Origin of the sequence: Novosphingobium humi, assembly GCF_028607105.1 — a bacterium.
In the GTDB taxonomy this organism is placed as follows: domain Bacteria; phylum Pseudomonadota; class Alphaproteobacteria; order Sphingomonadales; family Sphingomonadaceae; genus Novosphingobium; species Novosphingobium humi.
Genome location: NZ_CP117417.1, coordinates 2,719,675 through 2,731,891 on the forward strand (window position 1 = coordinate 2,719,675; position 12,217 = coordinate 2,731,891).

Here is a 12,217-nt window from a genome sequence, read left to right on the forward strand (position 1 = left end):
CTCCTCGGGGGAGATGCAAAATCATGGCCACCAAGCCTTCCGTCCGCGCCCTGCGCCCTTCCGTCCGCGCCCTGCGCCCTTCCGTCCGCGCCCTGCGCCCTTCCGTCCGCGCCCTGCGCATGGCGCTGATTGCCGCCTGCGCGCCGATTGCCCTGCCTGTCCTTGCACAGCCCGTTCACGCCCAGAGCACACCTGATCTGGAAACCCAGTTCCGCGATCCGCCCGCACAGGCGCGCCCCCGCGTGTGGTGGCACTGGATGAACGGCAACATCACCAAGGACGGCATCGCCAAGGACATCGCATGGATGAAGGCGGTGGGCATCGGCGGCCTCCAGAATTTCGACGTCAATCTCAACACGCCGCAGGTGGTGGACAAGCGCCTCGTCTATATGACGCCGGAGTGGAAGGACGCCTTCCGCTTTGCCGCGCAGGAGGCCGAGCGCAACGGATTGGAACTGGCCATCGCCGCCTCGCCGGGGTGGAGCGAGACGGGCGGGCCTTGGGTCAAGCCCGAGGATGGCTTGAAGAAGCTGGTGTGGAGCCAAACCACCGCCGCGCCGGGCAAGCTGTTCAAGGGCAAGGTGGCCGCGCCCCCATCGGTGACCGGCCCGTTTCAGGGCATGGCCAAGGCTCCGGGCTTTGACGATATGGCCAGCGGCCACAAACCCGAGGCCGCGCCCGCCTATTACAGCGATGTGGCCGTGTTGGCCATGCCGGTGGCCATCGCCCCCGCCCCGATCCCCAAGGCCAGCGTCGAGGGCAAGCCGGTCGATGCCGCCGCGCTTTTTGATGACGATCTCAATGCCGGTGTCGCCGTGCCGCGCGGGGCGGCGGGCGCGCCGGGCCATGTCGTCTATGCCTATGACGCGCCCCAGACGATGCGCAGCGCCACGGTCTTTGTGCCCGGCGCCAAGGTCATGTTCCGCGGCCCCACGGTCGAGCCGGTGCTGGAGGCCAGCGATGACGGCCAGAACTGGCGCGAGATCGCCCGCTTTGCCGTCAATGACGTGCCCACCACGGTCAGCTTTGCCCCCGTCACGGCCAAATTCTTCCGCCTTGTACTCAATCCGCTGACGTCCTCGTCGTCCAATATGGGCGCCCCGGCCGAAGGCGTGGAAATTCCCGGCCTCTTCGCCGCGCTGGGCGGCGGCGACAGGCCATGGCAATTGGGCCGCTTCAGCCTATCGGGCGAGGCCAGGATCAATCTGTCGGAAACCAAGTCGGGCTTTGCGCTGGCGCATGATTATTACGCGCTGACCAATCCCGCCGATGGAGCCAGCGGCGCCCCGGCGGCGCAGGTCGTCAATCTGACCGGCATGATGCAGGCCGACGGTTCGCTGGAATGGAAGGCCCCCGCCCTGCCCAAGGGACAGCAATGGCGGATCATCCGCATGGGCGCATCGCTGCTGGGCACGACCAACCACCCCGCCCCGCCCGAGGCCACCGGCCTTGAGGTGGACAAGTTCGATGGCGATGCGGTGGGCCGTTATATGGACCATTACCTTGGCATGTATCGCGATGCGGCGGGCGCCGACATGATGGGCGCGCATGGCGTGCGCGCGATCCTGACCGATTCCATCGAGGTGGGCGCGGCCAACTGGACGCCCAAGATGCTGGCCCAGTTCAAGGCCTTGCGCGGCTATGATCCAACGCCATGGCTGCCTGCGCTGACCGGGGCCTTGGTGGGCAGCCGCGAGGAGAGCGACAAGTTCCTCTATGACTGGCGCCGCACGCTGGCCGATCTGATGGCGTCGCAGCATTATGGCACCGTGGCGGCCAAGGCCCATGCCGCGGGCCTGAAGGTTTATGGCGAGGCGCTGGAGGATCACCGCCCCAGCCTTGGCGATGATATGGCGATGCGCAGCCATGCCGATATTCCGATGGCCGCGCTGTGGACCTTTGCGCAAAAGGACGGGCCGAACCCCTCCTATCTGGCCGACATGAAGGGCGCGGCCAGTGTCGCGCATATCTATGGCCAAAATCTGGTGGCGGCCGAGAGCATGACCTCGGCGCTCAACTATTGGGCAGATTCCCCGCGCACGCTCAAGCATGTGATCGACACCGAATTTGTCACGGGCGTCAACCGCCCCGTGATCCACACCAGTGTCCACCAGCCGGTCGATGACAAGGTGCCGGGCCTCTCGCTGATGATCTTTGGCCAGTTCTTCAACCGGCACGAGGCATGGGCGCCGCTAGCGAAGACATGGGTCGATTACCTCTCGCGCAATTCATTGATGCTGCAAAACGGGCGCAATGTGGCCGATGTCGGCTATTTCTACGGCGAGGAGGCACCGCTGACGGGCCTGTATGGCGACAAGCGCGTGGCCGATGCGCCGACCACCCATGCCTATGATTTCGTCAATTTCGACGCTCTGGTGGGCGCGTTGACCAATGATGGGGCCGAAATCGTCTCCAAGGGAGGGGCGCGATATCGGGCGCTGTATCTGGGCGGGTCGTCGCGGCGGATGACGCTGGCCGCGCTGCACCGGATCGCCGCTCTGGCCGAAGGGGGCGCGACGATCATCGGTCTGGCGCCCGAGGGCACGCCCAGCCTTTCGGACAAGGACACAGCCGATTACAAGGCGCTGGTGGCGCGGCTCTGGCCCGGATCGGGCGATGCCGTGGTGGGCAAAGGCCGTGTGATCGCCAGCGGCGATGTCGAGGCGGCGCTGGCCAAGGCGGGCGTGGCCTCCGATTTCCGCATGGTCGGCGGGGCGGCGGATGCCGAGGTGCCCTTCCTCCACCGGCGCTGGGATTCGGGCGACAGCTACTTCCTTGTGAACCGCAAGGAGCGCAGCGAAAGTTTCGAGGCCCATTTCCGCGTGACCGGCAAGGCGCCCGAATTGTGGCACGCCGAAACTGGCACGTTCGAGCCGGTCAGCTATCGCATCACCAATGGCGAAACGGTGATCGCCATGTCGCTGGCGGGCGAGGAATCGGTGCATGTCGTGTTCCGCAAGCCCGCGCCTGCCGATGGCATGATGATCAAGAAGCTGGTGCCCGCGCCGCTGCTCACGCTGGACGGCGCGTGGAATGTTGCGTTCCAGGCAGGTCGCGGGGCGCCTGCCAATGCGGTGCTGCCCAAGCTGCAGCCCCTGAATGAAAACGCCGACACCGGCATCGCCCATTTCTCTGGCATTGCCACCTATGCCAAGGATTTCGCCGCGCCCAAGGGGTGGAAGGCGGGGCAGCCGCTCTGGCTCAACCTTGGCGATCTGCGCGAGGTCGCGCAGGTCAGCGTCAATGGCAAGGATGTCGGCATGGTCTGGCATGCGCCCTACCGGGTGGACTTGTCGGGCGCGGCGAAGGCTGGCAAGAACCACATTGAGGTCCGCGTGGCCAATCTGTGGATCAACCGCCTGATCGGCGACAAGCAACCGGGGGCCAAGCCTGTGACCTTTACCACCATGCCCACTTATCGCGCCGATGCGCCGCTGCGGACGTCGGGCCTGATCGGGCCGGTGGTGGTTGAAGGTCAGGGCAAATGAGCACAGCGGCCTATATCCGCCGCGAAACCGGGGTGAGCATGGTGATCAACGCCGTGCTCACACTGGCTTTCTTCCTGCTTGTTTTCGGACGCGGCGGGGCGGTGCCGGTCTGGGGCGTCGGGGCCTATGTGTTCGATTTTGTGCCGCAGGGTTTCATGATCGGCCTGATGGGCTCGCTCGTCCCCGGCGCGCTGGCGGGCAAGGCGCGGCGTGCGGGCAAAGTGGCGGCGCTGGGCGTGGCCTCGCCCTGGCCCGCCAATCTGATCCTGCGTTCGCTGCTTCTGGCTTTGTGCGGTGCCTTGGCCGGAGTGGTCCTCTCGGGTGCTGCGCTGACCCTGCTCGGGCTGGTGCGATTGCCATGGGGGGCGGGTTTGGCGGCAAAGCTGGTGTGGGCGGGACTTCTCGCCGCGATGGTTACGCCCGTCAGCCTGCGCAAAGCATTGGCCTGAACCCCATCCCGCGCTAGAATTGCCCGCATGATCGACCCGCGCGCCCTTCGCACCTTTCACGAAGTATGCCGCGCAGGCTCGATCACGGGGGCGGCGCGCGCGCTCAACATTTCCCAACCCTCGGTGTCCAGCGCCATCGCCTTGCTCGAGGCGCGGCTGGGCGCGACCCTGTTTGAACGGACCCGCGCCGGGATCGTGCTGACGGCGGCGGGCCATGCCTTGCAGGCGCGCGCGCAAATGCTCGAACATCTGCTGCGCGATGCCCAGGCCGAGGTGACAGCCGCCGCCGAGGGCCTGTCCGGCCCCCTGCGCATCGGCGGCACGCCCGGCGCGCTGGTCAGCCTGCTGCCCACCGCGATGGCGCGCTTTGAAAAGAGCCTCTCGCAGATCACGCTGAGCGTGCTGGAGCGCGCCGACCGCGAATTGACCGCCATGCTGCGCGAGGGCGATATCGAACTGGCCTTTGTCACCACCGCGATGGAGGAGCCGGACGAGGATATTGCCGAGCGCACACTGGCGCGCGATCCCTTTGCGCTGATTGTCGGGGCCGAGGGCGCCGATTGGCCCAGCCCCTTTTCGCTGAAACAGGCTGACCGTTTGCGCTGGGTTCTGCCCGAGGCGCAGGGCGCGTTCTGGCGTCAGGTTGATGCGCTGTTTGCCGCCGCCGGGGTGCCGGTGCCGCGCGATGCGATCCGCTGCGATTCCCTGCTGACCACCAAGGCGTTGGTGCGCGATTGCCGCCGGGTGACGATCCTGCCCATGCGGGTTGCGGCCAGCGAGCTGTCGATGGGCGTGCTGCGCGCCCTGCCGATTGCCGAGGCGGCGTTTGAGCGCAGTGTGGGCGTGCGCTGGCTGAAGCAGCGCGGCATGTCGCCTTTGGCGGGCGCTTTAATCCGGCAGCTTGAGGGCGAAGCCATAGTCTAAAACTATGGCAATGCCAAAATTGCATATTTTACCTGATGCAAAGGCTTTGGCAAAAGAGGCTCCAAGCACACAATCGTGATAGGGAGAGTCGGGCGTGACCACGCTCTTTACCAACATCCGCATTTTCGACGGCAGCCCCAACGCATCGCGTGAAGGGCAGGTTCTGGTCGATGGCGAGCGGATCGCCAAGGTGGCCTACGCGCCTGAAACCATTGATGCGCCCGGCGCAACCATTGTCGATGGCCACGGCGGCACGCTGATGCCCGGCATGGTCGAGGCCCACGCGCATCTGACCTGGGCCTCGTCGGTCGAAAAGATCTATCACGCCTTCATCCTGCCGCCCGAAGAGCTGGAAGTGGCCGCCACGCGCAATGCCCGCGTGCTGCTCGACCATGGTTTTACCAGCGCCTATTCCGCAGGCGCGCTGGGCGATGGTATCGAGGTGCGCCTTGCCGCCGCAATCAACGCGGGCGAAACGCCGGGGCCGCGCCTCATCCCCTCGACGCTGGAGCGCAGCCCGGAAGGGGCCGAGGGCGTCGATACGGGCGACGTATTCAACGGTCGCGGGCCCGAGGCCATGCGCGCCTTCATGAAATATTGCGCCGATCAGGGCATCGGCTCGGTCAAGCTGGTGATTTCGGGCGAGGATGCGCTCAAACCCGGCAGCCATTCCGACCTGCTCTATACGACCGACGAAATGGACGCCGCGCGCGAGGCGGCACGCGAATATGGCCTCTGGATCGCCACCCACGCCTATACGGACGAGGCGGTCGATCTGGCCCTGCGCGCGGGCGCCCGGATCATCTATCACGCCAGCTATATTGGCGAACGCACGGCTGAAAAGCTGGCCGCGCACAAGGACGAAGTGTTCTACGGCCCCGGCTGCGGCGTTTCGGTGGCGGCCCTTGAAGCCAGCCCCCCGCCCCATATCGACATGAGCCACATGAAGCACAGCGCCGCCGAGCGCATGGAGCTGGAAGGCAAGCTGGTGCCTGCGCTCAAAGCCATGGGCGTGCGCACGCTGATCGGCGGAGATTATGGCTTCCCCTTCAACCCCAACGGCTGCAACGCGCGCGACCTCCAGCATTTCGTCGATTATTTCGGCTACAGCCCGGTTGAGGCGCTGGCCGCAGCCACCAGCCTTGGCGGCGAGTTGATGGGGATCGAGGTGGGCCGGATCGAGGAAGGCTATCTGGCCGACCTGCTGCTGGTCGATGGCGATCCGACGCAGGATGTCGCGATCCTTCAGGGCAAGGACAATCTCAAGGCAATCATGAAGGGCGGCACCTTTCACAAGGCCCCTCTGGAAACGGTAACGGCGTAAAAAACCATGTTCGATGTTGCGATTATTGGCTGCGGGCCTGTCGGCGCGCTGGCTGCGAACCTGCTTGGCCGCGAGGGGCTCAACGTGGTGGTTCTGGAAAAGGAACTCACCCATTACCCCCTGCCGCGCGCGGTGCATCTCGACCACGAGATGATGCGCCTGTTCCAATCGGCGGGCGTGCTGGAACGCGTGCTGCCCGATATGGTGGATACCGATGGGCATCTGCATGTCGGCGCATCGGCTCAGGCGATCCGCTATATGGGCACGGTGGGCATGCCCCGACCCTTCGGCTGGTCGAATGACTGGTTCTTTTATCAGCCCGAATTGGAAGAGCATCTGCGCGCCGGTTTTGCCGACATGCCGAATGTGGATTTCCGCAAGGGCGCGGAATTCACCGCGCTCGATCAGTCCGATGGCCCGGTGCGCATCACCTATACGCAGGGCGGCGCGCAGCATCAGGTTGCGGCCCGCTGGGCGATTGCCTGCGATGGTTCGCGCAGCCCGGTGCGCAAGGCGCTGGGGATCAGGCTCGACGATCTCGATTTCGAGGAACCCTGGCTGGTGGTCGATGCCGAGGTCGATGGGCAGGTAGCCTTCCCCGATATTGCGGGCGTGCCGGAACAGGCCGATCTGCAGCGCCTGTCGGTGATGATGTGCGATCCGCGGCGGCCCGCCACCATCGTGCCGGGCCGCGGCAACCATCGCCGCTGGGAACTGATGCTGCTTCCGCATGAGGACGATGCCGCGATGATGGCGCCCGAAAAGGTCGCCGAACTGCTGGCCCCCTATATCGGCGATGTGCCGCACAAGATCGTGCGCTCGGCCACCTATCGCTTTCACGGGCTGGTTGCCGAACAATGGCAGGCGGGCAATGTCTTCCTTGCCGGTGACGCCGCGCATCAGACCCCGCCCTTCTTTGGCCAGGGCATGTGCCATGGTTGCCGCGATGTCGCCAATCTCTGGTGGAAAATGGCGGCGATCATCAAGGACCACGCCTCGCCCGAAATCCTGTGCACCTATCAGAGCGAACGCGATCCGCATGTGCGCGGCGTGATCGGGGCGGCGGTGGCGGCGGGGCGCTATATTTGCGAACTCGACCCCGTAAAGGCCGCCGCGCGCGATGCCGAGATGATCGCGCGGGCGCAGGCGCAGAAGGGCAAACAGGAAACCGCCCATGACCTGATCCCGGCGATCTCGACCGGCATCATCCATCGCGGCAGCGCGGGTGCGGGCGAGCGTTTCATCCAGCCGGTGCTGAACGACGGGCGCAAGCTCGATGATCTGACCGGCGGCGGCTGGCGCCTGTTCACGCTGGAGGATGCCGCCGCCCTGCCCGATGGCGGCGCGGTGTCGGCCTGGCTGGCGGCGCGGGGCGCAGAGGCGGTAATGATCCGCCCCGACCACTACGTATTTGGCACGGGCACCGCCGAAGAATTGCGCAAAGCCTATGCGGCGCAAATGGGCCTATCGCTGGAGACTGCTGCATGATTACGCTGGCTCAGGCCCAAACCATCCTTTCCGCCGGGTTTGCCCATGCGCGCGCCCAATCGGCCAAGCCTCTGGCGATGGTCGTGCTGGATGCGGGCGGGCATCCGGTCGCCATGGCGCGCGAGGATGGGGCAACCTTTTTCCGCGCCGATATTGCCCGCGCCAAGGCCTATGGCGCGCTGGGCATGGGTGCGGACACGGGCGTTCTGGCCGAACGCGCCAAGGGCAACCCGACCTTCTTCGGCGGGGTCGTCACCACGGTGGGCGGCGATCTGGTGTTTTCGCCGGGCGGCGTGCTGGTGCGCGCCGATGGCGTGGTGGTCGGCGCGGTGGGCGTGTCGGGCGACACGGGCGAGATGGATGCGCAATGCGCGATCGCGGGCATCACGGCCGCCGGTTTTTGAAAGGAACGCACGCGATGATGAAACTTCGCAGCATCGAACTGGCCCTGCCCAAGGCGGCGCAGGCCTATCGCTGGATGATCGATGTCTGGGGCTGCGCCGATGGCGGGCGGATGGGCGACACGTTCTACCTGCGCGGTTCGGGCACCTTCCCCTATCTGATGGCCATTTCGGAAAGCGCCGATAATTTCGTGCGCTCGACCACTTTCGTCTGCTCGGCGGACCGTCTGGCGCAGGTCGCGCAGGCGGCGACCGCGCGCGGATTGAACGCCGCGCCTTGCACCAGCAGCGATCCGGGCGGCGGCCATGGCATCGTGGTCGAACTGGCCGAGGGCGAATTGCTTCGCTTCCTTGTCGACGCCGCCGAAGTGCCGGCAATCGAGGGCCATGCCAAATCCACCCGCCGCGTGATGCCGGTCAAACTCACCCATGTCGTGTTCAATTCCGCCGATGCCGAGGCCAGCGGCGATATCGTCGAGGAAGTCCTCGGCTTTCGCGTCTCCGACCGCACGCGCGGCATGGTCTTTGTCCGCTGCAACGAGGCGCATCATTCCACCGCCTTTGCCCGCGCCGGTTTCTCGTCGCTCAACCATGTCGCCTTTGAAATGGAAGACCTCGACGCGGTCATGCGCGGCATCGGCAATATGCGCGATCATGGGTTTGCCCCGGCATGGGGTCCGGGCCGCCATGGGCCGGGCGACAATGTCTATGCCTATTACATCGCGCCCTTTGGCCCGGTGATCGAATATTCCACCCCGGTCGAAAAGGTGGGCGAGGATTACCGCACCGGCGAGCCCGACGACTGGACCTGGCCCGAAAAGCGGATCGACCAGTGGGGCGTGTCGGACAAGGATTTTGCCGGACTGCGCGTGGCCGAGGAAGCGTTCCGTTTCCGCCGCGAATGGCAACCGGCGCCCATCAATGCGTTCTCAGGAGCATAATCCCCCATGCGTTATGTGTCTTTCACAAGCCCCGACGGCAAGGCCCGCTTTGGCCGCCTAGAGGGCGAAACCATCTTCGATCTGGGCGGCACCTATGCCAGCCTGAAGGAAGCGCTTGCCGCTGATGCCCTCGCCTCGCTGGCCGATGGCGAGGCGTTTGCGCTCGATGCGGTTCGGCTGCTGCCGGTCATTCCCGACCCGGACAAGATCCTGTGCGTTGGCCTCAATTACGCCACCCATGTGGCCGAAACGGGCCGCGAGCAGAAAGAGCATCCCGCGATCTTCACCCGCTATGCCGACAGCCTGATCGCCGATGGCGAGGCCATGGTCCGCCCGCCCGAAAGCGTGCGTTTTGACTATGAGGGCGAAGTGGCCATCATCATCGGCAAGAAGGGCCGCCGCATCGCCCCCGAAAACGCATGGGACCACATCGCGGGCTATGCGCCCTTCAACGATGGCTCAATCCGCGATTGGCAGCGCCACAACATCCAGTTCACCCCCGGCAAGACATGGCCCGGCACCGGCGGCTTCGGCCCCGCGCTGGTCACGCCTGACGAGATCGCGGATCTGGGCGCCCAGCGCGTGCAGACGCGTCTGAACGGCGAGTTGGTGCAGGATCAGCCGATCAGCGACATGATCTGGGATATCCCCGCGATCATCGCCTATTGCTCGACCTTCACCGACCTCAACCCCGGCGATGTCATCGCAACCGGCACGCCGGGCGGGGTGGGCGATAAGCGCCAGCCGCCCCTCTATATGAAGGCGGGCGATGTGGTTGAAATTTCGGTGGGCGTCATCGGCACGCTGACCAACCCCGTCATCGACGAAATCTGAAACACACACATTCCGGCACCGGCGGGACAAGCATCCCGCCGGGCCGCATTAGGGAGACCATGATGAGCAACATCCATCACCTGCTGAGCAGCGCTGCCCTTCTGGGCATGATCGCCGCCAGCCCCGCCATGGCCGGGGAAGCCCAGACGCAGGCTTCTGTCGCCCCCGGCGAAATCGTCGTCACCGCCCAGCGCCGCTCCGAACGCCTGCAGGACGTGCCGCTGGCCGTTTCGGCGATCAGCGCCCAGCAGATGACCACGGGCGGCTTCCAGAAACTGTCCGACCTGCAATATCAGGTGTCGGGCCTGCAATTCGGCTCCTCGCCCAATGACAGCGGCTATCGCCTGCGCGGCGTGGGCACGGCGGGCGGTTTCTCGTCGGCGTCGGAGCAGAATGTCGGCACGGTGGTCGACAATGTGATCATCCCCTTCGGCAACCCGGTCAACAGCCTTGGCGACCTTGAGCGTGTCGAAGTGCTCAAAGGCCCGCAGGGCACCCAGTTCGGCAAGAACGCCTCGTCCGGCGTGGTCAACATCACCACCGCCAAGCCCCGGTTCGACCGCGTTTCGGGCAAGGTTTTCGCCTCCTACGGCTCGCTGAATGAAATCAACACCAACGCCCAGCTCAACCTGCCCACCAGCGAGAATTCGGCCATCGGCCTGTTTGGCTTCTATCGCCAGAATGACGGCTATCTTTATAACGCCACGCTGAAAAAATATTGGGGCGATGAGGCCAGCTATGGCGGCCGCGCCAAGTTCTTCTATCAGCCTTCGGACGATTTCAGCGTCTATATCATCGGCGATTACAGCCGCACCAGCACGCGCAGCCCCGGCCAGCTCTGGACCATCAACGCCCTGCCCAGCTTTGCCAATCCGCTGATGGCGGCGCGTTTCGGCAATCTGACCTCGCTTGGCATCACGCCGGGCTTCAACAACACGCAAAGCGCGGAAAACACCGACGGCTGGACGAGCGAGCGCAATTATGGCGCCAGCATCGAGATCAACAAGAAGCTGGGCGGGTTGAACCTGACCTCGATCACCGCCTATCGCGGCTTTATCCAGGGCGCCGCGCAATTCGGCATCGACGGGTCGAGCGTGACGGTGTTTCAGGCCCAGCCCACCGCCCAGCACCAGTCCTTCCTGAGCCAGGAAATCCGCCTGACCAGCCCCTCGGGCAGCAAGCTGGAATATACCACCGGCGTTTACGGATCGCGGCGCAAGACTGGCAATCCGGGCGATTACAACCGCGCCCAATTGCTGCCCGCCAATCCGTTCAGCGCCTTCTATGTCAACATCTCGTCCGGACAGGCCAATACCCAGACCCGGTCGGACTCGCTGGCCGCCTTCATCGACGGCAAGTATCATGTGACCGAGAAATTCTCGCTGCTGGGGGGCTTCCGCTATCAGTATGACTGGGTGAAGGCCTCGTTCCAGTCGATCATTGATCCCAACTACGCCCCCGGCACGGTGGTCAATGGCGTTTTCGTCACACCCTACACCCCGGTTGCGCTGAAGACCGGGTCGACCGCCAAAGGCGGCTGGTCGGGCAAGGCCGGCGCGGAATACAAGGTTGATCGCGACCTGATGTTCTTTGGCACGATCGCGCGCGGTTATCTGGGGCCGACGGTGGCCTTCTCGGGCCTGTCGGGCACGGGCACCAATGTAAAGCCGCAGACTGTGCGCGACATCACGGTCGGCTTCAAGTCGCAGCTCTTCAACCGCGCCGTGACCTTCAACGCCAGCGCCTTCTTTGACAAATACACCAACCTGCAAACCAGCGTGTTCAACGGGGTGGAATTCCTGACCGAAAACGCGGGCGGGTTTGAGGCCAAGGGTTTCGAGTTCGACGCCCGCTGGCGCGTCAGCCCCGAATTCAGCCTGAATGGCGGCCTGACCTATTCGGACACGAAATTCACCGATTATGTCACCGCCTGTCCGGCTGTCCTCAAGGCCGGCCTCACCTGCTATACCCAGAACGGCACGGCCCTTTTGCAGGCCGCCGGCGAGCCGCTTTCGGGCGCGCCCAAAGTGTCCTTCACCTTTGGCGCGGATGTGAAGCTGCCGATCAACGACAAGCTGACCTTCGACTGGTCGAGCAATGTCTATTATCGCAGCAAGGTGCAGTATGACGTGGGCAATGCCCTGTCGAACCAGCCGGGCTATTACACCATCGGCCTGAACACCGGCATCGGCGCGCCCGATGGCGGTTGGCGCGTGGGCCTGTTCGTGCGCAACCTGCTGGATCAGCGCTTCCACGCCTCGGTCATCGGCCTGCCCTTCTCCGATCCGGGCGGCGAGGTGAACTGGCTGACCCGTGAAGGGCGCCGCACCATCGGCGTCAGCGCGACGGCCAAGTTCTGATAGAACGC

Annotated in this window: 9 protein-coding genes; all 9 read left to right on the forward strand. The window is 65.0% G+C overall.

What is annotated here, in order from left to right; genetic code table 11:
- Positions 1-23 precede the first annotated feature (23 nt).
- The 9 genes from PQ457_RS12855 (at position 24) to PQ457_RS12895 (ending at position 12,209) form a co-directional block, all read left to right on the forward strand.
- Positions 24-3,488, forward strand: a complete 3,465-nt coding sequence (locus PQ457_RS12855) for a glycosyl hydrolase (RefSeq protein WP_273617212.1) — start codon at positions 24-26, stop codon at positions 3,486-3,488.
- Positions 3,485-3,937 (forward strand): hypothetical protein, encoded by a 453-nt coding sequence (locus PQ457_RS12860; protein ID WP_273617213.1) that lies wholly within the window; start codon positions 3,485-3,487, stop codon positions 3,935-3,937. Before PQ457_RS12855 ends, PQ457_RS12860 begins: the two co-directional genes overlap by 4 nt.
- Before the next feature lie 27 nt (positions 3,938-3,964).
- Positions 3,965-4,861, forward strand: coding sequence for a LysR family transcriptional regulator (locus tag PQ457_RS12865; protein WP_273617214.1), 897 nt, complete (start codon positions 3,965-3,967; stop codon positions 4,859-4,861).
- A 94-nt stretch (positions 4,862-4,955) separates the two neighbouring features.
- The gene (locus PQ457_RS12870) at positions 4,956-6,185 is read left to right on the forward strand and encodes an amidohydrolase family protein (protein WP_273617215.1); all 1,230 of its coding nucleotides are present in this window, start codon (positions 4,956-4,958) and stop codon (positions 6,183-6,185) included.
- A 6-nt stretch (positions 6,186-6,191) separates the two neighbouring features.
- Positions 6,192-7,673, forward strand: coding sequence for a bifunctional 3-(3-hydroxy-phenyl)propionate/3-hydroxycinnamic acid hydroxylase (locus PQ457_RS12875; RefSeq protein WP_273617216.1), 1,482 nt, complete (start codon positions 6,192-6,194; stop codon positions 7,671-7,673).
- A complete protein-coding gene (locus PQ457_RS12880) occupies positions 7,670-8,077 on the forward strand; it encodes a GlcG/HbpS family heme-binding protein (RefSeq protein ID WP_273617217.1) in 408 nt (135 codons plus the stop codon). The genes PQ457_RS12875 and PQ457_RS12880 overlap by 4 nt, the downstream gene beginning before the upstream one ends.
- Before the next feature lie 17 nt (positions 8,078-8,094).
- Positions 8,095-9,015, forward strand: coding sequence for a VOC family protein (locus PQ457_RS12885; RefSeq protein ID WP_273619323.1), 921 nt, complete (start codon positions 8,095-8,097; stop codon positions 9,013-9,015).
- Positions 9,016-9,021: 6 nt separating this feature from the next.
- Positions 9,022-9,849 (forward strand): fumarylacetoacetate hydrolase family protein, encoded by an 828-nt coding sequence (locus PQ457_RS12890; protein WP_273617218.1) that lies wholly within the window; start codon positions 9,022-9,024, stop codon positions 9,847-9,849.
- A gap of 59 nt (positions 9,850-9,908) precedes the next feature.
- Positions 9,909-12,209, forward strand: coding sequence for a TonB-dependent receptor (locus PQ457_RS12895; protein WP_273617219.1), 2,301 nt, complete (start codon positions 9,909-9,911; stop codon positions 12,207-12,209).
- Positions 12,210-12,217: the final 8 nt, after the last annotated feature.